This window comes from Falsiroseomonas bella (genome assembly GCF_003173615.1).
GTDB lineage: Bacteria > Pseudomonadota > Alphaproteobacteria > Acetobacterales > Acetobacteraceae > Falsiroseomonas > Falsiroseomonas bella.
Window position 1 is genome coordinate 706,786 of the sequence record NZ_QGNA01000003.1, and the last position, 23,059, is coordinate 729,844.

General features: G+C 72.0%; 23 protein-coding genes. 11 read left to right on the forward strand and 12 right to left on the reverse strand.

The genetic code is table 11. From position 1 onward, the window contains the following. Window positions 1–93: 93 nt before the first annotated feature. Complete coding sequence (locus DFH01_RS15960) at window positions 94–1,059, reverse strand: Bug family tripartite tricarboxylate transporter substrate binding protein (protein ID WP_158287783.1); 966 nt, start codon at window positions 1,057–1,059, stop codon at window positions 94–96. Window positions 1,060–1,138: 79 nt separating this feature from the next. Between DFH01_RS15960 and DFH01_RS15965 the strand changes: the two genes are divergently transcribed. From DFH01_RS15965 to DFH01_RS15980, 4 genes are read left to right on the forward strand one after another with little or no spacing between them, the layout of a single operon-like run. Further along, the gene (locus DFH01_RS15965; protein ID WP_158287784.1) at window positions 1,139–2,041 is read left to right on the forward strand and encodes an ABC transporter substrate-binding protein; all 903 of its coding nucleotides are present in this window, start codon (window positions 1,139–1,141) and stop codon (window positions 2,039–2,041) included. After that, on the forward strand, window positions 2,038–2,487 hold the full coding sequence (locus DFH01_RS15970; protein ID WP_109871427.1) for an acyl-CoA thioesterase: 450 nt from the start codon (window positions 2,038–2,040) through the stop codon (window positions 2,485–2,487). Before DFH01_RS15965 ends, DFH01_RS15970 begins: the two co-directional genes overlap by 4 nt. 31 nt (window positions 2,488–2,518) lie before the next feature. Beyond that, window positions 2,519–3,478 (forward strand): D-2-hydroxyacid dehydrogenase family protein, encoded by a 960-nt coding sequence (locus tag DFH01_RS15975; protein ID WP_109871428.1) that lies wholly within the window; start codon window positions 2,519–2,521, stop codon window positions 3,476–3,478. Continuing rightward, entirely contained in the window at window positions 3,475–4,305 is an 831-nt protein-coding gene (locus DFH01_RS15980) for an alpha/beta hydrolase (RefSeq protein ID WP_109871429.1), read from the forward strand. Before DFH01_RS15975 ends, DFH01_RS15980 begins: the two co-directional genes overlap by 4 nt. On the opposite strand, the gene DFH01_RS15985 is transcribed toward DFH01_RS15980, so the two are convergent. Further along, complete coding sequence (locus tag DFH01_RS15985; RefSeq protein WP_109871430.1) at window positions 4,302–5,024, reverse strand: endonuclease/exonuclease/phosphatase family protein; 723 nt, start codon at window positions 5,022–5,024, stop codon at window positions 4,302–4,304. The genes DFH01_RS15980 and DFH01_RS15985 overlap by 4 nt on opposite strands. Then, window positions 5,025–5,591: a DUF2238 domain-containing protein gene (locus DFH01_RS15990; RefSeq protein ID WP_109871431.1), complete on the reverse strand. Its 567-nt coding sequence runs from the start codon at window positions 5,589–5,591 to the stop codon at window positions 5,025–5,027. 107 nt (window positions 5,592–5,698) lie between these two features. Between DFH01_RS15990 and DFH01_RS15995 the strand changes: the two genes are divergently transcribed. The 3 genes from DFH01_RS15995 to DFH01_RS16005 are packed head-to-tail and all read left to right on the forward strand — an operon-like array spanning window position 5,699 to window position 8,497. Next, window positions 5,699–6,871 (forward strand): enolase C-terminal domain-like protein, encoded by a 1,173-nt coding sequence (locus DFH01_RS15995; protein WP_109871432.1) that lies wholly within the window; start codon window positions 5,699–5,701, stop codon window positions 6,869–6,871. 14 nt (window positions 6,872–6,885) lie between these two features. Further along, window positions 6,886–7,845, forward strand: a complete 960-nt coding sequence (locus DFH01_RS16000) for a Bug family tripartite tricarboxylate transporter substrate binding protein (protein ID WP_109871433.1) — start codon at window positions 6,886–6,888, stop codon at window positions 7,843–7,845. Window positions 7,846–7,882: 37 nt separating this feature from the next. Next, the gene (locus DFH01_RS16005) at window positions 7,883–8,497 is read left to right on the forward strand and encodes a DUF2243 domain-containing protein (protein WP_109871434.1); all 615 of its coding nucleotides are present in this window, start codon (window positions 7,883–7,885) and stop codon (window positions 8,495–8,497) included. Here the strand turns inward: DFH01_RS16005 and DFH01_RS16010 are convergent. The 6 genes from DFH01_RS16010 to DFH01_RS16035 all read right to left on the reverse strand — a co-directional run bounded on the left by DFH01_RS16010 (window position 8,482) and on the right by DFH01_RS16035 (window position 14,718). Further along, the gene (locus DFH01_RS16010; RefSeq protein WP_109871435.1) at window positions 8,482–9,675 is read right to left on the reverse strand and encodes a Zn-dependent hydrolase; all 1,194 of its coding nucleotides are present in this window, start codon (window positions 9,673–9,675) and stop codon (window positions 8,482–8,484) included. The genes DFH01_RS16005 and DFH01_RS16010 overlap by 16 nt on opposite strands. Beyond that, window positions 9,675–10,442, reverse strand: a complete 768-nt coding sequence (locus tag DFH01_RS16015; protein WP_109871436.1) for an SDR family NAD(P)-dependent oxidoreductase — start codon at window positions 10,440–10,442, stop codon at window positions 9,675–9,677. Before DFH01_RS16015 ends, DFH01_RS16010 begins: the two co-directional genes overlap by 1 nt. Window positions 10,443–10,446: 4 nt before the next feature. Beyond that, window positions 10,447–11,412 carry a 3-hydroxyacyl-CoA dehydrogenase family protein gene (locus tag DFH01_RS16020; RefSeq protein ID WP_109871437.1) on the reverse strand — a complete coding sequence of 322 codons (966 nt, stop codon included), beginning with the start codon at window positions 11,410–11,412 and terminating at the stop codon, window positions 10,447–10,449. Window positions 11,413–11,417: 5 nt separating this feature from the next. Continuing rightward, window positions 11,418–13,085 carry a thiamine pyrophosphate-binding protein gene (locus tag DFH01_RS16025; protein ID WP_109871438.1) on the reverse strand — a complete coding sequence of 556 codons (1,668 nt, stop codon included), beginning with the start codon at window positions 13,083–13,085 and terminating at the stop codon, window positions 11,418–11,420. A gap of 110 nt (window positions 13,086–13,195) precedes the next feature. Beyond that, entirely contained in the window at window positions 13,196–13,534 is a 339-nt protein-coding gene (gene uraH, locus DFH01_RS16030) for a hydroxyisourate hydrolase (RefSeq protein ID WP_109871439.1), read from the reverse strand. Next, window positions 13,531–14,718, reverse strand: a complete 1,188-nt coding sequence (locus DFH01_RS16035) for a urate hydroxylase PuuD (RefSeq protein ID WP_109871440.1) — start codon at window positions 14,716–14,718, stop codon at window positions 13,531–13,533. Before DFH01_RS16035 ends, uraH begins: the two co-directional genes overlap by 4 nt. A gap of 149 nt (window positions 14,719–14,867) precedes the next feature. Here DFH01_RS16035 and DFH01_RS16040 point away from each other — a divergent pair, with 149 nt between their 5' ends. Then, window positions 14,868–16,061, forward strand: coding sequence for an FAD-dependent oxidoreductase (locus DFH01_RS16040; RefSeq protein WP_109871441.1), 1,194 nt, complete (start codon window positions 14,868–14,870; stop codon window positions 16,059–16,061). A gap of 75 nt (window positions 16,062–16,136) precedes the next feature. Here DFH01_RS16040 and DFH01_RS16045 read toward each other — a convergent pair whose 3' ends face one another. After that, complete coding sequence (locus DFH01_RS16045) at window positions 16,137–17,108, reverse strand: Bug family tripartite tricarboxylate transporter substrate binding protein (protein ID WP_158287785.1); 972 nt, start codon at window positions 17,106–17,108, stop codon at window positions 16,137–16,139. A gap of 123 nt (window positions 17,109–17,231) precedes the next feature. Here DFH01_RS16045 and DFH01_RS16050 point away from each other — a divergent pair, with 123 nt between their 5' ends. Together DFH01_RS16050 and DFH01_RS16055 are read left to right on the forward strand one after the other, a co-directional pair. After that, window positions 17,232–18,896, forward strand: coding sequence for an aq_1923 C-terminal domain (locus DFH01_RS16050; protein ID WP_109871443.1), 1,665 nt, complete (start codon window positions 17,232–17,234; stop codon window positions 18,894–18,896). Window positions 18,897–18,956: 60 nt separating this feature from the next. Beyond that, a complete protein-coding gene (locus DFH01_RS16055) occupies window positions 18,957–20,225 on the forward strand; it encodes a M20 family metallo-hydrolase (RefSeq protein WP_109871444.1) in 1,269 nt (422 codons plus the stop codon). A 15-nt stretch (window positions 20,226–20,240) separates the two neighbouring features. On the opposite strand, the gene DFH01_RS16060 is transcribed toward DFH01_RS16055, so the two are convergent. Next, window positions 20,241–20,855 carry an HAD family hydrolase gene (locus DFH01_RS16060; RefSeq protein WP_233256146.1) on the reverse strand — a complete coding sequence of 205 codons (615 nt, stop codon included), beginning with the start codon at window positions 20,853–20,855 and terminating at the stop codon, window positions 20,241–20,243. A gap of 55 nt (window positions 20,856–20,910) precedes the next feature. Continuing rightward, on the reverse strand, window positions 20,911–21,471 hold the full coding sequence (locus DFH01_RS16065) for an exopolysaccharide biosynthesis protein (RefSeq protein ID WP_109871446.1): 561 nt from the start codon (window positions 21,469–21,471) through the stop codon (window positions 20,911–20,913). Between the two features lie 146 nt (window positions 21,472–21,617). On the opposite strand from DFH01_RS16065, the gene serA reads away from it, so the two are divergent. Continuing rightward, window positions 21,618–22,865, forward strand: coding sequence for a phosphoglycerate dehydrogenase (gene serA, locus DFH01_RS16070; protein WP_109871447.1), 1,248 nt, complete (start codon window positions 21,618–21,620; stop codon window positions 22,863–22,865). The last annotated feature ends 194 nt before the right edge of the window (window positions 22,866–23,059 follow it).

Sequence of the window (23,059 nt, forward strand, 5' to 3'; positions counted from 1 at the left end):
CCCCGCGGCGGCGAAGCCTTCTTCCGCCGATGTTACGGAATCAAGGACTTTGGCGGCGAAAGCTGAGGCGATCTGTCAGGTGCGACTCGGCGCTCAGCCGCCGCGGATGTTCAGGGCCCGCACCAGCTCGCTCCATTTGGCGACCTCGACCCGAAGATGGGCCGCGAGCGCCTCGGGCGAGGTGTCCTCGAACACGTCCACCCCCGCGCGCGCCAGCCGCTCCTTCGTCGCCGGGTCGCGCACCGCGGTCGCGGCGGCGGCGGCGATGGGGCGGATGGCGGAATCCGGCGTGCCGGCCGGCGCGTAGATGCCGTTCCAGGCGGAGCTGTCGTAGCCCGGCACCCCGGCCTCGGCGAGGGTGGGCAGCTGCGGCAGCATGCTGCTGCGCTGCGCCGTGGTGACGGCCAGGCCGCGCACGCGGTTGTCCGCCATCAGGGGCGCCAGCAGGGTCTGGCTGTCGATCATGAACTCCACGCGCCCGGCGGTGAGGTCCGAGACGCCCTGCGGCGTGGTGCGGTACGGCACCACGGTGAAGCCTGCGCCGGTCAGCTTGCGCAGCAGCTCGGCCGAGAGATGGCTCGTCGCGCCGATGCCGGCCGTGCCGAAATTCGCCTCCCCGTTGCGGCTGCGCAGCCAGGCGAGGAAGGAGGGGACGTCGGTCGCGGGCACGGAGGGATGCACCACCACCACGAAGGGCTGGCGCGTGGTGAGCGCGACAGGCGCGTAGCTCTCGATCGGGTCGAAGGGGAAGTTGGCGTAGAGCGCCTTCATGGCCGTGTGGCCGACACTGCCGACCATGATCGTGTTGCCGTCCGGTGCGGCGCGCGCGGCGGCGGCCGCGCCGATGGTGCTGCCGGCGCCACCGAGGTTCTCCACCACCATCGGGCGGCCGAGCGCGGGCGACATGAATTCGATCAGGATGCGCGCCACAACGTCGGTCAGGCCGCCGACGCCGAACGGCACGATCACCCGGATCGGACGCGGCGCCTGGGCCAGCGCGGGTGCGGCGAGCGGCGCGGCGGCTAGCGCGCCCAGCAGCGCGCGGCGATGGATGGTCATGGTCCTGCTTCTCCCCCGGTTTCCGGATACGCCCCTATTGCTGCAATCTGCGGGCCACGCAAATCCGGGAGAGCGCCGCTTGTCCGTCCTGACCCTGCAGGAGCCCTTCCGGGCCATCTTCTACACGCCCTTCTACGCGGCGCTCGCGCGCGGCGACTTCGCCGCCGAGGGTGTGGAGGTGCGGCTGCTGACCGTGGGCGAGCCTGACCGCGCCGTGGCCAACCTGCTCTCCGGCGCGGCAGACCTGGCCTGGAGCGGGCCGATGCGGGTGATCCGCGACCATGCGGCGAATCCAGGCAGCCAGTTGGTCAGCTTCGGCGCGGTGGTGATGCGCGATCCCTTCCTGCTGGTCGGCGGCGCGCCGCGCCCGGACTTCGCGCTGCGCGACCTGGCCGGCGTGACGCTCGGCGTGGTCAGCGAGGTGCCGACCCCCTGGTGGTGCCTGCAGCACGATCTGCGCCGCGCCGGGATCGCGGTGTCGGCGCTGCGCCCCGTCACGGGCCGCGGCATGGCGGAGAACGTAGAGGCGGTCGTATCCGGCACGCTCGATGCCGCACAGCTCTTCGAGCCCTTCGTGAGCCTGCTGGAATCCCGCGGCGGGCATGTGTGGCACGCCCAGGGCTCGCGCGGCCCGACCAGCTACACCGCCTTCTACGCCGCGCGCCCGGCGCTGACGGAAAAACGGGCGGCGATGCGCGCGATGGTGCGCGGCATCGCCGCCATGCAGCGCTGGCTGCATGCCGCCACGCCCGCCGAGATCGCCACGACCGTCGCCCCCTTCTTCGAGGACACCGACCGCGCCATCCTGCAGAAGGCGGTGGCGCGCTACCTCGGCCTCGGCATCTGGAGCCGCACGCCGCATTTCCCGCGCGAGGCCTTCGAGACGCTGGAGGCCGCGATGCTCGGCGTCGGCGCCATCCCCCGCGCGCCGGGCTTCGACGCCTGCGTGGACGAGACGATCGTGGCCGAGGCGCTGGCATGAGCAAGGCCCGCCCGACCCGCGCGGACTACCGCTTCTTCCTGGAGATCCCGACGCGCTGGATGGACAACGACGTCTACCGGCACGTCAACAACGTCACCTACTATTCCTGGTTCGACACGGTGGTCGCCCGCTTCCTGCTGGGATCGGGCGCGATCAACCTCACCGACAGCCCGGTGATCGGCGTGGTGGTCGAGACGCTCTGCCGCTACCACGCCCCCATCGCCTTCCCCGAGACCGTCACGGCCGGGCTGCGCGTGGAGCGGCTCGGCAACACCTCGATCCGCTACGGCATCGCGATCTTCCGCGAGGACGAGGACAGCGCCAGCGCCGAGGGCCACTTCGTGCATGTCTATGTGGACCGCGCGACGCAGACGAAGCCGCAACCCCTGCCGGATCGCCTGCGCGATGCCGCGGCGGCGCTGGTGGTTCCCGGCGCGGCGGCGTAGATCGCCTGCAAAGACCGCCGAAGGGACGACCATGCCTGAACTCAAGCGCCTTGCGATCCTCGACGACTACCAGGGCGTCGCGCTCTCCATGGGGCCGTGGGACCGGCTGCCGAACTCGCTCGCCATCGAGGTCTTCCGGGACACGCTGAAGGACCGCGAGGCGCTGGTGCAGCGCCTGCTCCCCTTCGACGCCATCCTCGGCATGCGGGAACGCACGCCCTTCCCCGCTTCCCTGATCGAGCGCCTGCCGAACCTCAAGCTCCTCATCACCACCGGCGAGCGGAACCGCGGCTTCGACGTGGCGGCGGCGAAGGCGCGCGGCATCGTCGTCAGCGGCACGCCGGGCGCCGGCGCGCCGACGGTGGACATCACCTGGGCGCTGATCCTGAACCTGCTGCGCAACGTGCCGGCGGAGATGGAGAGCCTGCGCGCCGGGCGCTGGCAGACCACGGTCGGCACCTCGGCCGGCGGGCTGACGCTCGGCGTGGTGGGTCTCGGCAAGCTCGGGACGGCGGTGGCGAAGGTCGGCGCCGCGCTCGGGATGAAGGTGATCGCCTGGAGCCAGAACCTGACGCCGGAAAAAGCCGCGGCGGCCGGCGTGGAGTACGCGACGAAGGAGGAGCTGTTCGCCCGCGCCGACGTCATCACGCTGCATGTCATCCTCTCCGACCGCTCGCGCGGGCTGGTCGGCGCGGCGGACATCGCCCGGATGAAGCCGGGTGCGATCCTGGTGAACACCTCCCGCGGGCCGCTGATCGACCAGCCCGCCCTGATCGCCGCCCTGAACGAGAAGAAGATCCGCGCCGGCATCGACGTGTTCGAGGAGGAGCCGCTGCCGCCCGACGCCCCGATCCTCGCCTGCCCGAACACGATGCTGACGCCGCATCTCGGCTATGTCTCGACCCAGGCCTATGCCGCCTATTTCGAAGGCGCGGTCGCAGCGGTGGAGGCCTATCTCGCCGGCAAGCCGATCATGGAACTGCCGGCATGACCCCCCTGCCCGGCTTCTGGGCCACCGCCAGCCAGGCGGAGCGCGACGCGGCCTATGACAATGCCGGCGCCGTCGCCGACAGCCCGGCGCTGGTCGCCGAGCGCAACGCCGCCTCATCCGCCTTCCGCGCGGCGCATCCGGGGCATCTCGACCTCGCCTTCGGCGACACGCAGCGCGAAGCCTGGGACCTGTTCCCCGGCCGCGACCCGCACGCGCCCTGCCTGGTCTTCATCCATGGCGGCTACTGGCAGCGCAACCGGCGGGAGGATTTCGTCCACCTTGCCGAAGGCGCGCTGGCGATGGGGTGGAGCGCGGCCTTCAACGGCTACAGCATCGCGCCCGAAGCCTCGCTGACGCGCATCGCCTGGCAGGTCCATGCCGCGCTGGACTGGCTCTCGGCGCATGGCGCGGAGCATGGCATCGCCGGGCCGATCGTCGTCTCCGGCTGGTCGGCGGGCGGGCACCTCACGGCGCTGGCGCTGGAGCATCCGGCGGTGACGGCGGGCCTCGCCATCTCCGGCATCTTCGAGCTCGCCCCGATCCGCGACACCAAGCTGAACACCGCACTGAAGCTGACGGAGGAGGAGATCGCCGAGCTCTCCCCCATGCGCCGGCCGGTCGTGCAGAAGCCCCTGGCTGTCGCCTATGGCAGCGCGGAGCTGCCGGAGCTGTGCCGCCAGTCGCGCGACTTCCACGCGCTGCGCAGCGCAGCCCATGCGCCGGGGCCGCTGGTGCCGGTGCCGGGGGCCGACCATTTCCGGGTGCTGGAGGCGCTGCGCGTGCCGAATGGCAGCCTGCTGCGCGTGGCGGCGACCCTGCTGGACTAATCCAGCAGCACCGGCCGTCTCGCGCCGAGATCCACCTCCGCGACCAGCGGCAGGTGGTCGGAGGCGCGGCGCGCCAGGGGCGTGTCGTGCGCCCGCACCGCCGAGACCAGGCCGGTCCGGTCGCCGAGGATGCGGTCGAAGGAGAGCCACGGCCGGAAGGCCGGGAAGGTGGGTGCGCGCGGCGGCGCGCCGAAGACCGGCCGGAGCACCTCCAGCGCGCCGCCATCCTCCCGCCGCTCGTTCAGGTCGCCCAGCAGCAGGGTCGGCAACGCCGGTCCGACGCCGGCCTGCATCGCCTGCAGCAGCAGCCGCGCCTGGCGCCGCCGGCGCTCGCTTCCCAGGCTGAGATGCGTGGCCAGAAGCCGGAACGGTCCTTCGCCCAGGTCCAGTTCCACCAGGATCGCTCCTCGCGGCTCGGCCCCGCCCAGGCGGAGCCCGACCGGCGCGCGCAGCACGCGCGCATGCTGCGCCACCAGCAGGACGTTGCCGCGCCAGCCGAGATGCGCGGGCTGCTCCGCCACCGCCAGCGGCCGCAGCCCGAGCACCTCGCCCATCGCGTGCCCGTCCAGCATGTCCACGCCGGGGCGGAGCCAGTGCTGCGCTTCCTGCAGCGCGACCACATCGGCGCGCAGCTCCGCAACGACATCAAGGATGCGGTCCGGGCGATACCAGCCCACGGCACCCCAGCCGCGGTGGATGTTGTAGGTGGCGACCCGCACTCAGCGCCGGCCGCCGGCCCGCAGCCACAGCGCCGCACCGGCCGATGCGCCGAGCGCGGTGAGCACGACATCGGTCCAGGTGTCGCGCCAGTCGCCGATGATCGCGACGGCCCATTCGAAGACTTCCCACGCGACGCCGAGCGCGAGCCCGAAGGCGGCGCCGGCCAGTGCCATCCGGCCGGGCCCGCGCGGCCTGCCATCGGCCAGCAGCAACGCGGCGAAGACCGCGCCGGCCAGCATCCCGCTCAGCGCGTGCACGATCTCGTCATAGGGGTTCACGCCATAGAAGTAGTTCAGCCCGTAGCCGGGGCTCGCCAGCACGGTCGCGAGCACCGGCGTCGCATCCAGCCGGCGTGGCAGGGCGCGGACGCGCCAGGGCAGCACCTCCATCCGTTCGCGTGGCGGAAGGATCAGGGCGAGGCAGCCGACCAGTGCCGCTGCGGTGCCGATCGCGGCGTTGCGCCGCTCGACCGCCCAAAGCGCAACGATCACGGCCGCAAGCCCGAGCAGGCAGAGCCAGGCGAAGCGCGAATGCCGCCGCAGATCCTGCTTCGTCAAAAGCGCCAAGCGAGCCTCCGTTCCAGGCGGCCCGGGCCGCGGAGGCAATGAACGCGCGAGGACGGCGAAGGTGGCGCCCCTTTCGCGCCGCGCGCCGGGCGCGTTAGCCTGCCGCCATGCCGACCATCTCCGCGATCCAGGTCTTCCCGATCCGAAGCGACCTGGTCGGCGGCCCGCCGCGCACGAAGCCCCGCCGGCCGAGCTGGAACGGCACCGCGGAGGTCGCGGGGCCGATGGCGCGGCATGCGCGCTTCAAGGTGGACCGGACGATCTGGCGCCCCACCTGGCCGGGCGTCGGCTGCCTGGTGACGGCCAGCGACGGCACATGGGGCTTCGGCATCACGCGCTATGCGGGGCCGGTGATCCCGACCATCGAGAGCCACCTGGCGCCGCTGCTGATCGGCGAGGATGCGCTGGCGACCGAGACGCTGTGGGACATGATGGCGCGCATAGCCTCGCCCTATTCCGCGGCGGGGCTGGCGGCCTATGCGATCAGCGCAGTGGACCTCGCGCTCTGGGACCTCAAGGGCAAGATCCTGGGGCAGCCGGTGTGGCGGCTGATCGGCGGGCCGGCGCGTCCGGCGATCCCCTGCTACGCGACGGGCGGCGACACCGACTGGCACATGGAGCTGGGTTTCCGCGCCACCAAGCTGCCGCTGCCGCATGGCCCGGCCGATGGCCTGCCAGGCCTCAACCGCAACGAGGACCTCGTCGCGCGCACGCGGGAGATGATCGGGCGCGACGTGGAGCTGATGCTGGATTGCTGGATGGCGCTCGATGTCGAATACGCGGTGCGCCTCGCGGAACGGCTGCGCCCCCATGGCCTGCGCTGGATCGAGGATTGCCTGACGCCTGAGGACCTGGACGGCCAGGAGGCGCTGCGGAAACGCCTGCCCTGGATGGGGCTCGCGACAGGCGAGCACTGGTACATGCCGCCGCCCTTCCTGCACGCCGCGGCGCGGCGCGTGGCCGACGTGCTGCAGCCCGACATCGCCTGGGCGGGCGGGCTGACGGCGCTGCTGCGCATCCACGCCATCGCGGATGCCGCCGGCATCGCGGTGATCCCGCATGCGGGCATGAACACGCCATACGGGCAGCATTTCGGATTCGCCATGCCCGGCGCGCCGATGGGCGAGATGTTCGTGGGCACCGCGCCGGGCATCCCGCTGGAGGAAACGCGGCTGTTCCCCGGCATGGCCGTGCCGGTGAACGGCGATCTGGTGCCGAATGACGCGCCCGGCTTCGGCCTCGGCGCCACGCTCGACGACATAGCGGCGATGAAGCCGTGAAGGAGGAAGGGTCCATGTTGCTCAATCGTCGCGGCCTGCTGGCCGCCGGCGGCGCGCTGGCGCTGCCCGCCATCGCCCGCGCCCAGGACGGGCCGGTGCGCATCGTCGTCCCCGCCCCGCCCGGTGCCTTCAATGACGGCCTGGCGCGGCTGCTGGCGGATCGCCTGCCGGCCAGCCTCGGACAGAATGTCGTGGTGGACAACAAGGCCGGCGCGGGCGGCATGATCGGCACGCGGGAGGTGGTGGAGGCGCGCCCGGATGGCCGCACCATCGGCATCGCCAACACCGCGACCATGGCGATCAACCCGCATCTCTTCACCAATGCGGGCTACGACCCGATGAAGGACCTGACGCCGGTGGCGGGCTGCGCCGAGATCATGATCGTCATGGTCGCATCGCAGAAGCTGAGCGTATCCTCCGTGGCGGAGTTGGTGGCGGCGGCGAAGGCACGGCCGGGGGCGCTGAACTATGCCAGCGCGGGCATCGGCGGCAGCACGCATCTCGCCTTCGAGCTGTTCAAGCTGCGTGCCGGCGTGGACATCACCCACGTCCCGTATCGCGGCGCCGCGCCGGTCGCGACCGCGCTGCTGGCCAAGGAGATCGACGTGGCCTTCGAGGGCGTGCCGCTGCTGCTGCCGCATATCCAGGCCGGCACGCTGAAGCCGCTGGCGGTGTCGGGCGCCGAGCGCCATCCCGCGCTGCCGAACGTGCCGACGATGAAGGAAGCCGGGATCGACTACGAGATGGCGATCTGGTTCGGCCTGGTCGCGCCGAACGGCGTGGCGGCGCCGGTGCTGGCGAAGCTCGAGGCCGAGACGCTGAAGGTGATGCGCGACCCCGCCATGGCGGCCCGCGTGGCCGACCAGGGCGCGCGCGTGACGCCGCGCGGCGCGGCGGAATTCGGCGCCTTCATGCGGGCGGAGAACGCCAAGTTCGGCGAGGTGGTGCGCGCGGCCAACATCCAGGCGCAGTAGTCGCCGAACGCCACGGGCGGCGGGGCGTTGCCGGCACATGCCGCACGAACTCCGCCTGCCCGCCTTCCTGTTGGGCTTCGCACTCGGAGGCTTCTTCGACGGGATCCTGTTCCACCAGATCCTGCAATGGCACCACCTGCTCTCGCTCTGGGCGCCGGAGGAGGGAATGCCCTTCCATGTGGTCTGGGATGGGCTGTTCCATGCGGCGCACTACGCCGTTGCCGTATTTGGCCTCGGGCTGCTCTGGCAGCATCGCGAAGGGATCGCGGCACCGCGCGCCGGCCGCGGCCTGGTCGCCTGGGCGTGGATCGGCTTCGGCGCGTGGCACATCCTGGATGTGGTGCTGAACCACTGGGTGCTCGGCATGCACCGCGCGCGCATCGGCGTGGCGAACCCGCTCGCGTACGACATGATCTTCGTGGCGCTCGGCGTGGTCGGCCTGATGCTGGGATGGCTGCTGCTGCGCCGGCCGGGCAGCGGAGCGCGAGGCGCGCCGGTCGCGACCGGGCTTGCGATCCTGCTGTTCGCAACCGCGCCAGTGGCCGCGCTGCCGCCGCGCGACCCGGATCCGGCCATCGCCTCCCTGCTCGGCGGCAGGCTGCTGCCCGCGTTCTGCGCGAGCTGGGCGCGGGTGGACTACGCCGCCAGGTAGCGCGCCGCGCCTTCGGCAAGAACCCGCACGCAGAGCGCCAGGTCCTCCTCCTTCGTGTCCTCGGCCCAATGGTGGCTGATGCCGTTGATGGAGGGCGTGAACAGCATCGCAGCCGGCATCACCCGCGCGATGTATTGCGCATCGTGCCCGGCGCCTGAGGGCATGCGCTGCCAGGCGCCAGGTGCCAACGCCTCCGCCGCGTCGGCCAGCGCCTGCTGCAGCGCCTGGTCGCAGAGCGCGGGGGTGGAGAGGCTGACCGGCTCCAGCACGCAGGGGCATTTCTCGCGGCGGTTGCTCTCCTGCACCAGCGCATGCAGGCGCTCCTCCATGCGGGCGATGATCGCGGTGTCCACGTCGCGTAGCTGGAACAGCACCTCGCAGCGGCCGGGGATGATGCTGGCTGCGCCAGGATCGAGGCTGATGCGCCCCGTCGTCCAGGTGCTGCGCGGCCCGCAGACCAGCGGGAATTGCCGGTCGATCTCTGCCAGCAGGCGGATCGCGGAAAGGCCCGCGTCGCGCCGCTCCGCCATCGTCGTGCCGCCGGCATGGTCCTGCATGCCGGTGAAGACCAGCTTCCACTGCCGGATCGCGACGATGCCGGTGACGACGCCGACGCGCAGGCCCGCGCTTTCGAGCTGGGTTCCCTGCTCGATATGCATCTCGAGGAAGCCCCTGTAGCGACCTTCCGCGCAGCGCATGCGCGGGCGGCCTTCCAGCCCGGCTTCCTTCAACGCCTCCCGCAGGGGCTTGCCATGGTAGCGGTTGGCGAGGCGGTCGATCTCGGCGTCTTCGAGTTGCCCGATGAAGCTGCGGCTGCCGATGAAGCCGCCATAATGGCCTTCCTCGTCGGCGAAGGCGATGACATCCACCGGCAGGCCCGCGCGGGCGAGCGCAAGACCCGAGACGACCCCGAGAGCGCCATCCAGCCAGCCGGCATGGTTCTGCGTCTCGATATGGCTGCCGACGAGCAGATGCGGCCCGGCGCCCTTGTGGCGGCCGATGACGTTGCCGATGCCGTCCATCTCCGGCTCCAGGCCGCATTCCGTCATGCGGTCCATCAGCCAGCGGCGGCTTTCCATGTCCTCCTTCGTGTAGGTCGGGCGGTGCACGCCGGTCTTGTAGGTGCCGATCTTCCGAAGATCGTGCAGGTCGGCGAGGAAGCGGGCGGTGTCCACCATCACGTCGTCAGCCCGCCATCCACCACGACGGTCTGGCCCGTCACCATCGCAGCACCCGCCAGCAGGAACACCACGACCTCGGCGATGTCCTCCGGCGTACAGCGGCGCTTGAGCAAAGCGTTCTCGATGGAGTTCGCGCGCTGCTCGTTGGTCCATTCGATCATCCAGGTGGAATCCACGGCCCCCGGCGCGACCGCGTTCACCCGCACCTCCGGCGACAGGCCGCGCGCCAGGTTCTTGGTCAGGCTGATCACGCCCGCCTTGGTCGCGCCATAGGCCATGGACGACCCCGCATGGTTGATCCCGGCGATGGAGGCGATGGACACGATCGCGCCATGCGCCTTCTTCAGCGCCGGCGCCGCCGCCTTGCTGCAGCGGAACACGCCGAGGAGGTTCACCTCCAGCAGCGTGTGCCAGACCTCCTCCGTCAGCCTTTCCAGCTCATGCGGCGCGATGGTTGTGCGCGTGGCGGGCGTGCCGGCGTTGTTCACCAGATAGTCGAGCCGCCCGAGATCGGCGACCGCGCGCTCCACCATGCCCGCGCAATCCGCCGCGTCGCCGACATTGCCGGGCGCGGAGACGACCTTGGCGCCCGTCATCGCATGCAGCTTCGCCACCGCCTCCGGCCCGCGCGGATCGTCGGCCAGGTGGTTGATCGCAACGGCCGCCCCGCCGCGCGCCAGCATCGTCGCCGTTGCGAAGCCGATACCGGAGGCGCCGCCGGTGACGAGCGCGGCCTTGCCCTTGAGGTCGTAGGTGATGCTCATGGCCCTACTCCTGCACCCGCGTCGCGCCGGCCATGGTGCCGATCTCGCGCATCGCCTTCTTCAGCGCCACCAGCCGCCGGTCGCGCGCGGCCATCAGCTGCTGCGTGTCGGTCCCCCACTCGTAGTAGCCCGCGCCCGTCATCACGCCGGTGCGCCCTTCCTCGATCAGCCTGTCCAGCGTCTCGCTGTTGTTGCGCGGCGGTGGCGGCTGGTAGGTGGCGTTGCGCAGCGCGTGCTGCAGCAGCGGCAGGCCGGTGAAGTCCGCCTTCGCCATCACCGCGACGACGGGGATGCGCAGCGCAAGGCCATGCACCACCGCGGTGTCGATGTCCTCCGGCGTGCAGACGCCTTCGTCCAGCAGGCGATACACCTCGGCCGCGATGGCGGACTGGATGCGGTTCGCGATGTAGCCGGGGACGAATTTCTGCATCACCAGCGGCACCTTGCCCATCGCCGCGACCAGGTCGCTCGCCCAGGCGATGATCGCGGGATCGGTCTTCGGCCCGCCGACGATGTCCACAAGGTCCACCAGGTAGGGCGGCGTGTACCAGTGCATGACGAGCGACCGCGCCTGCCGCCGTTCCGGGATCAGTGGGAAGGGATCGAGATAGGAGGTGTTGGAGGCGATCACCGCGTCCATCGGCGCCAGCCGGTCGAGCTCCGTGAACAGCAGGCGCTTCGTCTCGGGGTTCTCGATGATCGCCTCGACGATCAGGTCGGCGCCTTCCACCGTCTCGGCCAGCATCGGCAGGCGCGTGACCTGCGCATGCAGCCACTCGGCCGTGCATTCCGCCGGCGCCTCCCCATGCGCGACGAGCGAGGCCAGCGCCGTTTCCATCAGCCCGCCGGCCTTGTCGAGCATGCTCATGGAGCTGTCGGTCAGGCGCACCTCATGCCCGCCCAGCGCATAGACCAGCGCGAGGGCATGGCCCATCGTGCCGGCGCCGATCACTGCGACCTTGATCGCCATGGTCTTCACCCTCCCGGGATGCTGGCCTCGGGGGCCCGCGATTCGATATCCGTGCGCACATCCAGCACGGTGGTCTCGTTGCGCGCCAGCGCCGCACGCAGCGCGGGCGCGATGTCGCCAGGGCGCTCCACCGTGACGCCGTGCAGGCCGAAGCCGCGCGCGATGGCGGCGAAATCCGCGCTCTCGCCGAAACGCAGGATCTCGGCCGCCGCATCGCTGTCGTTGCCGGCGACACGGCGCACATTGGGCCAGCCCTGGCCGAAGCCGCGGTTGTTGTTCACCACGACGACGACGGCGAGCCCGAGGCGCCGCGCCGTCTCCAGCTCCGGCATGTGGTAGTGGAACGCGCCGTCGCCACAGTAGCAGACCACGGGCCGGTCCGGCGCGGCGCATTTCGCGCCGAGCGCGGCGGGAAAGGCCCAGCCGAGCGAACCGGCCGCGCGCAGATACGCCTGGCTCGTGATCTCCACCAGCGTGCCGGTCCAGATCCCGGAATAGCCGGTGTCGGCCACCAGGATCGCATCCTCCGGCAGCGCGCGCGACAGTTCGGCGCAGAGCCGCGCCGGGTCGATCGGCACCGCCTCGCTCGCCAGGCGCGGCGCGATCTCCGCGCGCCACTCGGCCAGCTGCGCCTGCGCATCCTGCAGGAAGCCAGGGTCGCGCGGCGCATCCGGCAGGGCGGCGGCGAGCGCGGCCAGCGCCGCGCGCGGATCGGCCAGCACGGCCACATCTGCGGGATAGCTGCGGTCGAACTCGGACGGATCGGCGTCGATCTGCACGACGGGCGTGCCCGCCGGCGGCACGCGCCAGCCATGCGTCACCTGGTCGCCGCTGTCGCAGCCGACCAGCAGCAGCAGGTCGGCGCCGGCGGCGATGCGGTTGGCCGGCGGCGCGGAATAGCTGCCGACAACGCCGGCATGCAGCGGATGCGTCGTCGGCACCAGGCCGCGCGCGCCGAGCGTCGTCAGGATCGGCGCGGCCAGCTTCCCGGCCACGGCCAGCAGCTCCGCCCCGCAAGCCGACAGCGCCGCGCCGTCGCCCGCGATGATGGCGACGCGCCGCGCGCGGGCGAGAACGGCGGCCGCCTGCTCGATCGCCTGCGGATCGGGCGCCGGGCGGAAGCGCGGCGCGGTCAGCGCGCCGAGTTCGGCGGGCGGCGCCGCCACCTGCCCCTGCTCGATCACCTCCGCCTGCAGTCCGGCGAGATCGAGATGCACCGGCCGCGCCGGCACGCTGACCGCGGCCGCCCAGGCCTGGCGCAGACGCTGCGGCAGTTCGTCGGCCGCCGCGACCTCGGCGGCGAATTTCGTCACCGCCTGGAACAGCGGCGCATGCGCCACTTCCTGATAGGCGTTGCGGTGCTGATGCGCCGCCACCTTGCGCCCGGTCATCGCGATCACCGGCGCGCGCGCCAGGAAGGCGTCCTGCAGCCCGGCGGCGAGGTTCGCGGCACCCACCGACTGCGCCGCCACAACGCCGGGCCGCCCGCTGACCCGCGCATAGGCATCGGCCATGTAGACCGCCGCCTTCTCGGTATGCGCGAGCACCGGCTTCACGCCGAGGCGCGACAGCGCCAGCAGCGTCGGCCGCAGCACCGCATCCACGAAGAACACATGGGTCTGGCCGGAGGCGGCAAGGCTACGCGCCAGCCATTCGGCGCCTGTGATGCTCATGAGGTCGTCCCGCTCCCCGCCGCGCTGTGCGCTCCGCGGCCTTGGGCGCAAACCTGCCGGCTGGTCTGCGCGGAGACAAGCCGGCGCGCGCGCAAACTATCCGGCGCGGTTCAGCTACCGCGGTAGGTCGCGTAGCTCCAGGGGGAGCACAGCAGGGGCACGTGGTAGTGCCCCTGCCCTGCCTCCAGCTTCACCGCGATCGGCACGACATCGAGGAAGCCCTCGCCGCCGAAATACGCGCCGACGTCGAAGCGCAGCTCGTAGCGCCCGGCGACGAAGCTTTCGGGCGTCAGCAGCGGCGCGTCGGTGCGGCCATCGGCATTGGTCAGCCGCTCCGTCACCTTCGCCGCGCCGCCAGGCTCGATGCGCCAGAGCTCCACCTTCACGCCAGCGGCAGGCCTGCCGGCCGCCGTGTCGAGCACATGCGTGGTGAGAGCCGACGCCTTCATTGGGCCGGCGCCCCAGCCGCGATCCAGGCGAGCAGCTTCGTCCGTTCCTCGGTGGTCAGTTCGGTGAGGTTTCCGGGCGGCATCGCCTCGGTCTCGATCTGTTGCCGCATGGAAGCCGCCCAGCGGCGGATCTGCTGCGGTGTCTCGAGCATCACGCCCTTGGGTGCGGCGGCGATGCCCTCGAAGGTGGGGCGCGCGGCGTGGCAGGTGGCGCAGCGCGCGGCGGCGATGGCATGAACCTCGGCGATCGGCGGCACCTCGATGCCGGCGAGCGCCGGGTTCGGCGCCGGGCGCAGTGCGAACATCAGCCCGACCACCACCGCCGTCGCCGCCGCCGGCAGCACCAGCGGGTTCCGGCCCAGTTGGCGGGAGACGAAATACTGCCGCACCAGGGCGCCGGCCAGCGCGACGGCCAGCAGGATCACCCAGTTCCAGTCATGGCTCCAGGTCATCGGGTAGTGCGGGCTGATCATCAGGAACAGCACCGGCAGCGTCAGGTAGGTGTTGTGGACGCTGCGCTGCTTGCCCCAGCGGCCGTATTTCGGGTCGGGCTCGCGGCCGGCCTGCATCGCCGCGACCATCTTCCGCTGGCCCGGGATGATCACCATGGCGACGTTGGCCACCATGATCGTGCCCGTCATCGCGCCCACCTGCAGGAAGGCGCCGCGGCCGCTGAAGACGTGGCAGGCGACGAAGGCGGTCACGACGAGCAGCGCCACCATCGCGACGGAAAGCTTGGTCTCGTCCTCGCCGAACTTCGACCGGCAGAGCAGGTCGTAGACCACCCAGCCGCCTACAAGCATGACCGCGCTCAGCAGCACGGCCAGCCAGGGCGGCATGTCCAGCACCGCCGGGTCCACCAGGTAGGTCGAGGCATTCGCCCAGTAGATCAGCACGAACAGCGAGAAGCCGCTGATCCAGGTCCAGTAGGCCTCCCATTTGAACCAGTGCAGCTTCTCCGGCAGCACCGCGGGCGCCACGGCGTATTTCTGCTTGTGGTAGAAGCCGCCGCCATGGATGGACCATTGCTCGCCCTTGACGCGCGGGTTGCCGTCCCGCGGCGGGTCGAGCTGGTTGTCCAGGCCGATGAAGTAGAAGCTGGTGCCGATCCAGGCGATGCCGGCGATCAGGTGCAGCCAGCGGATCAGCAGGTTGGCCCATTCGGCCAGGTAGGCGAGGTCCATCCGAATCCCGGTCCTTCGGCGCGTTGCGGCGCCTGTGCGGTGCAACAATCGCGCCGCCGACAGGGCCGGGCAAGCCTTGGCCACATCTTCCGCAGGGCGCCCGCGCCGCCTAGTTTCCTGGCAGCGAAAGGCCGGGAAAGGATCAGGGCATGGCGGAACCGCGCGTCCTCATCGCGGGGGCCGGGCCGGCGGGGCTGACGGCGGCGCTGTTCCTGGCGCGTGCCGGCGTGCCCGTGCGCGTGCTGGAACGCCACACCGAGCCCTTCGAGGATCCCCGCGCCGCCACCATCCATCCGCCCACGATGGAGATGTATGCCGAGGCCGGCGTCACCGCGGACCTGCTGGCGCAGGGCATCCGCGCGCCCGTCTGGCAGTTCCGCGGCCGGGCGGAGGGGGTGGTGGCGGAGTTCGACCTTTCCATCCTGTCGGACGTCACGCCCTACCCGTTCCGCCTGCAATGCGAGCAGCACAAGCTCTGCCGCATCCTGCTGGCGCATCTGTCCCGGCATCCGCATGCCGAGATCCGCTGGGGCGTGGAGGTCGAGGGCGCCGTGCAGGACGCCGCAGGCGTCACCGTCACCACGACGCAGGGCGAGACGCAACGCGCCGACTTCCTGATCGGCGCCGATGGCGGGCGCAGCAACGTAAGAAAGTCGCAGGGCATCGGCTTCGAGGGCTTCACCTGGCCCGAGCGCTTCCTGGTGATCACGACGCCGGAGGACATGGGCGCGAAGGGCTACGCCATCTCCTCCTACGTCTCCGATCCGGTGACCTGGTGCGCGATGTTCAAGGTGCCGGCGAAGGGCCCGCCGGGCCTCTGGCGCATCGTCTTCCCGACAGACCCGGAGGCGGACGAAGCCGGGCTGCTCGACCGCGCCGCGGCGCGCGAGCGGGTGCGCGCGCTGATCCCCCAGCAAGGCGCCTTCGAGGTGGTGCACACCAACCTCTACGCCGTGCACCAGCGCGTCGCCGCCACCTTCCGCAAGGGCCGCGTGCTGCTGGCGGGCGACGCGGCGCATGTGAACAACCCGCTCGGCGGGATGGGGATGAATTTCGGCATCCATGACGCGATCCTCGCCGCCGAGCGCATCGCCGCGGTCCTTGATGGCGGCAGCGACGACCTGCTCGACCGCTACGACCGGCAGCGGCGGCATGTGGCCGAGGCCTTCCTGCAGGCCATGACCATCGCCAACAAGAAGACGCTGGAGGAGAAGGACCCGGCGAAGCGCGCAGCGCGGCTGGATGAGCTGCGCGCGACGGCGGCGGACCCGGCGAAGGCGCGCGCGCATCTGCTGCGGACCAGCATGATCGAGGGGGTGCGCGCCGCGGCGGCGGTGGCGTGACGGTGGAGGGTCGGTAGGGTCGGTCGTGCCCCCACCCCGGCCCTCCCCCGCACAGCGGGGGAGGGAGAGACAGCCTTACTGGAAGCGGATCCCCGCCACCCGCACCACCTCGTTCCAGCGCGCCACATCTGCCTTCAGCCGCGCGGCGAAGGCATCCGGCCCCTCGCCGAGCGGATCGGCGCCGATCCTGTCCATGCGCGCCCGCACATCGGGCCGCTTCAGCGCCTCCGCGATGACGCCGGAAATCCGCGCGACGATGGGCGCGGGCATGCCCTTCGGCCCCATCAGCCCGTTCCAGGTGATCGTCTCGAAGCCCGGCAACTGCTCGGCGATCGCCGGCACGCCCGGCAGTTGCGGGCTGCGCTGCAGGCCGGAGACGCCATGCAGCCGCACCGCCGGGTTCTGCGCATGCGGCACGGCCTCCGACAGGTTGGCGAACATCATCGGCGCATTCCCCGCCAGCACATCGGCCAGCGCGGGCGCGCCGCCGCGATAGGGCACGTGCTCGGCCTGCACGCCGATGCGCTGCAGCAGCAACGCCATCGACAGATGCTGGAAGCTGCCCACGCCGCCCGAGGCATACACGAAGCGGCCCGATCGCGCCTTCATCCATGCCAGCAGCGCGGCGAGGTCCGCGGCCTCCACGCTGCGATGGGTCATCAGCACGAAGGGATTGGTGCCGAGGTTCACGATCGGCGTGACATCGGCCACCGGATCGAAGCGCGGCGGCTGCGCCATCGCCGCCGGCGCCACCGCCAGCACGGCGACGGCCATCATCATCAGCGTGTAGCCGTCCGGAGCGGCGCGCACCATCTGCTCGGCCGCCAGCAGCCCGCCCGCGCCGGTGCGGTTCTCCACGACGAAGCTCGATCCCGGCAGCGCCTCCTGCAACAGGTCGGCGGCGAGCCGCGCGAGACCATCCGTGTTCCCGCCGGGCGCGAAGGGCACCAGGATGCGCACCGGCCGTTCGGGCCAGGATTGCGCGGCGGCGCCCCCGGGCATGGCAAGCAGGGCGGGCGCGGCGAGCAGGGCGCGGCGGCGGATCATGCGTTCATCTCCCGGTCGTTTCCGCAGGCTAGCAAGCCGCGGCGCGGAGGGAAGCGCCATCGCGTTGGACGGACCGCGCCGCGCGCCCTACTCTGCCCGCCAAGCAAGCACATGGAGCCCGGAATGCGTCATCGCCTCCCTGCCTACGCCCTCGGCGGCGTGCTGCTCGTCGCCGGCGCCGCGGCGCTTGCGCAGGCGGAAGCGGAGCGCCGGCTGGACGCGGCGATCGAGCGTCTGCGCGCGGCCCTGCCGCCGGAGATGCGGCTCGAGATCGGCGGGCGGCAGGTGGACCCGGTGACCGGCCGCGCCACCCTCTCCGGCGTGGTGCTGACCGACGGCAAGGGCCGGCTCGAGGTGCCGGAGCTGCGCCTGGCCGATGTCACGGAGACGCGGCTCGGCCGCGCCGAGGCGCTGCGCGTCACGCTCCGCACGCCGGAGGGCGGCACGGGCGAGGTCGCGCGCCTGCTGGTCGCCGGGCTGCCCGTGCCGGTGGAGGGCAAGTCGCTCAACCTGCAGAACATCACGCTCGACGCGCTGGAGGTCGAGGCGGCGCGCATCCAGGACCCGGCCCAGGGCGCCGTCAGCCTCGAACGGCTCACGCTGCGCGAGCTGCGCCCCGACGGCGTCGCCTCCGCCGCCGCCAGCGGCTTCGCCTTCCGCGGCACGCAGCAGGACCCGCAGGAAGCAAGGCTCGGCCGCATCGAGCTGGAGGCGGTGACGCTGCCGGTCGACAATGCCGACTTCGCCCCCCAGAAGTTCCGCGCGGGCCGCATCCTGATCCAGGGGGCGCAGCTGCGCGACCCCACCGATGGCGTGACGCTCGGGCTGCGGGAAGCGAGCCTGCGCGACTGGACGCCGGGCAACGCCATGACCCTGGCCCTGCAGGGGCTGCAGGTCGCCGCTCCGGCCACCGGCTACGGCCAGATCGAGATGAGCCTCGGCCGCCTGGACGTGTCCGGCGTGGATGCCGCGGGCACGGTGGATGCGGTGATCGGCGGCCTGCAGGTGCCCGATCCCATGGCCGGCACGCCGCAGCGCCTCAGCCTGGAGGGCCTCGACGCGCGCTGGGACGGGCAGCCGGTCTTCGCGCTCGGCCGGCTGCTGAGCGAGGCCTCGCTGGAGAACGGCGTGGCGCGCGGCAGCATGGCGGCGGAAGGGCTGCGCATCATCCCGCCGCGCGGCTATGCTGACTGGCTGGAGATGCTCGGCTACCAGGAGATCGCGGGCGGCCTCGAGATCCGCGGCAGCGTGCCGCGCGAAGGCGGGCGGATGGAGATCGCGCCGATCCGCGTCAGCTGGGACCAGGCCGCGACGCTCGGCATCGAGGCGCAGGTGGACGGCGCGCCCCCGGCGCCGGAGGCCGGCACCGCCATGGACCCGGCCGAGACCGCCATGCAGTTCGCCGCGGCGCAGCTGGCAGGGCTGAGCCTCTCGCTGCGCGACCACGGGCTGCTCGGCCGCGTGCTGACCGTGCAGGCGCGGCAGCAGCGGATGCCGGAAGCGCGGCTGCGCGAGCAATGGGCGCAGATGGCGCTGGCCATGCCGATGCCGGGCTCCCCGCCCCCCGGCCGGCGCGGCGCCGCGCCGCAGGCCAAGGGCGCGCCCCAGGCCGCGCAGGATCCGATGGCGCCGATCCGCCAGGCCGTCGCCAGCTTCATCCGCCAGCCCGGCACGCTGGAGATCACCGTCCGCCCGCCCAAGCCCGTCGCCTTCGGCGAGATCTCGGCCATGGGCGGCGATCCGGCGCAGGCGATCGCGCGGCTCGGGATCAGCGTGGTGGCGCGCTGAACGCCCCCGCTTGATCGGACGCCCCGCGGCGTGCAGTTGGGCGCCGCTGGGGAGAGAGGCATGACGGGCGAAGTTCAGACGCGCGCCGCCGCGGCGGTGGACCAGGCGCGGCAATGGGACAGGCTGATGCGGATGGCCGCGCTCGGCGCCATCCCGGGCGACGGCGTGAACCGCGCCTGCCTGACCGAACTCGACCGCGAATCGCGGCGGCTGCTGATCGGCTGGGCGCAGGCGGCGGGGCTGACGGTCTCGGTGGACCGGCTGGCCAACCTGTTCCTGCGGCATGAAGGGACGGAGCCCGGCCTGCCGCCGGTGCTGACCGGCAGCCACATGGACAGCCAGCCCAATGGCGGGCGCTTCGACGGCATCTGGGGCGTGATCGCGGGGCTGGAGGCGGTGCAGGCGCTGCGCGGGGCTGGCATCACGACGCGCCGCCCCATCGAGGTGGTGGCCTGGACCAACGAGGAAGGCGGCCGCTTCGCGCCGGGCTGCATGGGCTCCATGGCCTATGCCGGCTTCAAGCCGGCCGACACCTGGGACGCCGTGGCCGATGGCGAGGGCCTCACCTTCGGCGCGGAGCTGGCGAAGCAGCTTTCGCTGGAATCGGACATCCCGCGTCGCGGCCTCGGCGTGGTGGATGGCCCCGCCCCCTTCGCCTATGTCGAGGCGCATATCGAGCAGGGCCCGCTGCTCGAATCCGCCGGCCTCGACATCGGCGCGGTCGAGGGCATCCAGGGCAGCCGCTGGTTCCTGGTGGAGGTCGTCGGCAAGTCCGACCATGCCGGCACCGCGCCGCTCCGGCTGCGCAAGGACGCGGTGCAGGACATGCTGCGCGCCATCGCCGCGCTGAACGAGCTCACCCACGACCCGGATGACGTGCTGCGCTTCACCGTGGGCCGGATCGAGGTCTCGCCGAACAGCTCGAACTCCGTGGCGGAGCGCGCGCGCTTCACCATCGACCTCCGGCACCCGGACAAGGACGTGCTGCTGGCCAAGGGCGACGCGATCGAACGCACCGTCCAGGCCGCCATGACCACCTGCGCCGCGACGGTGACCGAGCGCTTCCACGCCCTGCCCTCACGCTTCGACCCGCTGGTGCCGGGGCTGGTGGAGCAGGCGGCGCGCGGCCTCGGGCTCGGCGTGCGGCGGATGGCCTCGGGCGCCTTCCACGACGCGCAGTTCCTGGCCCAGGTCTGCCCTTCGGGGATGATCTTCGTGCCCTGCCGCGGCGGCGTCTCCCACCACCCGAGCGAGTACAGCTCCCCGGAGCAGCTCGGCGCCGGCACGCGGGTGCTGGCGGCGGTGCTGGCGGAGCTGGCGAACCGGTAGGCGCGCCGAACGCCGTCAGGCGGCGGCGCCGGCCGGCAGCCCCAGGGCACGAAGCTCGGCTGCCAGACCTGCCGCGTCGCGGAAATGATGGGCGCGCATTCCCACCTCCTGCGCGCCGCGCACATTCGCCGCGCTGTCGTCCACGAAGAGGCAGCGCGCGGCCTCGAGCCCGTTGCGGTCGAGCAGCAGGCGGTAGATCGCGGGATCGGGCTTCACCATGCGCTCATGCGCGCTGACCACCGTGTCCCGGAAGCCGCGCAGCAGGGGGAAGCGCTCGCGCGCCTCGGCATATTTCTCGGCCGAGAAGTTGGTGATGGCATAGAGCGGCACGCCGCCGTCCCGCAGCGCTTCCAGGATCGCGGCGCTGCCCGGCACCTCGCCGGGCACCATCTCGTGCCAGCGGTCGGAGAAGGCGCGGATCAGCGCCTCGTGCCGGGGAAAGAGGGCGATGCGCTCTGCGACGGCCTCGGCCCAGCTCCGGCCGCGATCCTGCTCGAGGTTCCAGGCGTCGGTGCAGATCTCCGCCAGGAACGCCTCGACCTCCGCCTCGCTGGCAAAGAGCTTCCGATAGAGGTGGCGGGGATTCCACTGGATCAGCACGTTGCCGACATCGAAGACCACGGTGTCCACGCGCAAGGTCTGGCTCCCACTTCGCCGCCGGATGGGTTTGCGCCCTAGCACCGCCTCAGGCGGGCAGCAGGGGTGCGACGATGCTGGTGCCGGCGACCAACAGCACCGCCGTCCATGCCAGGGCGGCAGCCGCGAAGCCATAGCCCGCCAGCACGAAAAGCCCGTCGCGGCGCAGCATGCCGAGCCCGATCGCGGCCACGGCCAGGCTGGGCAGCTGGTTGCCGAAGGGGATCGGCAGCACGATCACGATGCCGCAGGCAACGAGCACCGCCCCCGGCAGCGGGCGCGGCGCGCCATCGGCGCCGACCGCGCCGGGCAGGCGGCGGCGCAGCCGCAGGCCGCAGCGGCGGAGCACGCCGAACAGCCTGCCGAGCCCCTGCGCCACCTGATCGCGCCGCAGCGTGAAGCGGCGCAGCCAGCCCGGCAGCCAGGGACGGGGCCGCCCCAGCGCGAGCTGCGCACCGAGCAGTGCGACGGCGATGCCGGCGGGGATGCCGGTCGGCAGCGGGATGGGCAGGAAGGCGGGAATGGAGAGCAGCAGCAGCAGCGCGCCCGAAGCGGCCACGCCGAAGCGGTCCGCAAGCGCGCCGACCGAGACATCCGAAACGGCCGTCATGTCGCCCACTGGTCGGCGGTGGATTCGCTGCGCATGACATAGACGTAATGTGAAGCCGGTGCCATTCAACCACCTGCGTGACGCACCGCACTTGCCCGGACCTCGGCGCGCGGGCAAAGACGCCGCCTCCCCGCACCGGCCCCGACATGACCGACCGCATCTCCCTCCCCAAGGACCGCATCCGCATCCTGCTGCTGGAAGGCATCGCGGACAGCGCGGTCGAGCTCTTCGCCGGCGCCGACTACGCGACCGTGCAGCGCGAGAAGCGCGCCCTGGAAGGCAGGGCGCTGATCGAGGCGGTGAAGGGCGTCCACATCCTCGGCATCCGCTCCCGCACCGAGGTGACGGAGGAGGTGCTGGAGGCCGCCGACCGGCTGATCGCCATCGGCTGCTTCTGCATCGGCACCAACCAGGTGGCGCTGCAGGCGGCGGCGCGGCGCGGCGTGGCCGTCTTCAACGCCCCCTTCTCCAACACCCGCAGCGTGGCGGAGCTGACGCTGGCCGAGGCGGTGATGCTGTTGCGCGGCATCGTGGACAAGTCCAACGCCGCCCATCAGGGGGGCTGGGACAAGTCGGCGGCGAATTCCTGGGAGATGCGCGGCAAGACGCTCGGCATCGTCGGCTACGGCAACATCGGCAGCCAGCTTTCGGTGCTGGCCGAGGCGTTCGGCATGCGGGTGATCTACTACGACCACACCGCCAAGCTGCCGCATGGCAACGCCCACCAGGCGGCGAGCCTCGGCGAGCTGCTGCGCCTGTCGGACGTCGTGACGGTGCATGTGCCGGAGACGCCGGAGACCATCGGCATGATCGGCGCGGCCGAGCTTGCGCAGATGAAGTCGAGCGCGGTCTTCATCAACAATGCCCGCGGCACGGTGGTGGATGTGGACGCGCTGGCCGCGGCGCTGCGCGACCGGCGCATCCTCGGCGCCGCGGTGGACGTCTTCCCCGAGGAGCCGAAGCGCAACGGCGATCCCTTCGTCTCCCCGCTGCAGGGGCTGCCGAACACCATCCTGACCCCGCATATCGGCGGCAGCACGGCCGAGGCGCAGGACCGCATCGGCATGGAGGTGGCGCGCAAGCTGGTGGAATACAGCGACACCGGCGCCACCATGGGCTCGGTGAACCTGCCCAACGTGCAGCTGCCGCCGCGCCCGACCGGCGCGCGCTGGACGCATCTGCACCGCGACGCGCCCGGCATCCTCTCCCGCATCAACGAGAGCTTCGGCCGGCGCGGGCTGAACATCGCGGCCCAGTACTACCAGACCGATTCCGAGCTCGGCTACGTCGTGGTCGAGAGCGTCGAGGCACGGCAGGAAGCCGAGGCCATCCTGGCGGAGCTGCGCGCCCTGCCCGGCACGGTGCGCGCCCGCCTCATCTACGAACGCCACTGACCACGCGCTGCTGATTGCGCCCTGCGAAGCATGCGCGACCGGGCAGGGCAGCGCGGGCACTCCCGCCGCGCCCATGACGATCGCCGCGCCGGCGAATGACCGGGGCGCGTGCGGACAAGGCTGACCGGGTCATCTGCCCCCACGTCGCGGAGCACGGCAAACATCACGCGACGGTGAAAGAGAGGAACGGACCC

Coding starts and splice junctions, on each gene's coding strand:
- DFH01_RS16000 (WP_109871433.1), top strand. CDS start 6,886: ATGTTGCTCAATCGTCGCGGCCTGCTGGCCGCCGGCGGCGCGCTGGCG.
- DFH01_RS16045 (WP_158287785.1), bottom strand. CDS start 17,108: ATGATCCGCCGCCGCGCCCTGCTCGCCGCGCCCGCCCTGCTTGCCATG.
- DFH01_RS16020 (WP_109871437.1), bottom strand. CDS start 11,412: ATGGCGATCAAGGTCGCAGTGATCGGCGCCGGCACGATGGGCCATGCC.
- DFH01_RS16025 (WP_109871438.1), bottom strand. CDS start 13,085: ATGAGCATCACAGGCGCCGAATGGCTGGCGCGTAGCCTTGCCGCCTCC.
- DFH01_RS16040 (WP_109871441.1), top strand. CDS start 14,868: ATGGCGGAACCGCGCGTCCTCATCGCGGGGGCCGGGCCGGCGGGGCTG.
- DFH01_RS16005 (WP_109871434.1), top strand. CDS start 7,883: ATGCCGCACGAACTCCGCCTGCCCGCCTTCCTGTTGGGCTTCGCACTC.
- DFH01_RS15960 (WP_158287783.1), bottom strand. CDS start 1,059: ATGACCATCCATCGCCGCGCGCTGCTGGGCGCGCTAGCCGCCGCGCCG.
- serA (WP_109871447.1), top strand. CDS start 21,618: ATGACCGACCGCATCTCCCTCCCCAAGGACCGCATCCGCATCCTGCTG.
- DFH01_RS16055 (WP_109871444.1), top strand. CDS start 18,957: ATGACGGGCGAAGTTCAGACGCGCGCCGCCGCGGCGGTGGACCAGGCG.
- DFH01_RS16015 (WP_109871436.1), bottom strand. CDS start 10,442: ATGAGCATCACCTACGACCTCAAGGGCAAGGCCGCGCTCGTCACCGGC.
- DFH01_RS15995 (WP_109871432.1), top strand. CDS start 5,699: ATGCCGACCATCTCCGCGATCCAGGTCTTCCCGATCCGAAGCGACCTG.
- DFH01_RS15975 (WP_109871428.1), top strand. CDS start 2,519: ATGCCTGAACTCAAGCGCCTTGCGATCCTCGACGACTACCAGGGCGTC.
- DFH01_RS16010 (WP_109871435.1), bottom strand. CDS start 9,675: ATGGTGGACACCGCCCGCTTCCTCGCCGACCTGCACGATCTTCGGAAG.
- uraH (WP_109871439.1), bottom strand. CDS start 13,534: ATGAAGGCGTCGGCTCTCACCACGCATGTGCTCGACACGGCGGCCGGC.
- DFH01_RS15980 (WP_109871429.1), top strand. CDS start 3,475: ATGACCCCCCTGCCCGGCTTCTGGGCCACCGCCAGCCAGGCGGAGCGC.
- DFH01_RS16050 (WP_109871443.1), top strand. CDS start 17,232: ATGCGTCATCGCCTCCCTGCCTACGCCCTCGGCGGCGTGCTGCTCGTC.
- DFH01_RS16065 (WP_109871446.1), bottom strand. CDS start 21,471: ATGACGGCCGTTTCGGATGTCTCGGTCGGCGCGCTTGCGGACCGCTTC.
- DFH01_RS16035 (WP_109871440.1), bottom strand. CDS start 14,718: ATGGACCTCGCCTACCTGGCCGAATGGGCCAACCTGCTGATCCGCTGG.
- DFH01_RS15970 (WP_109871427.1), top strand. CDS start 2,038: ATGAGCAAGGCCCGCCCGACCCGCGCGGACTACCGCTTCTTCCTGGAG.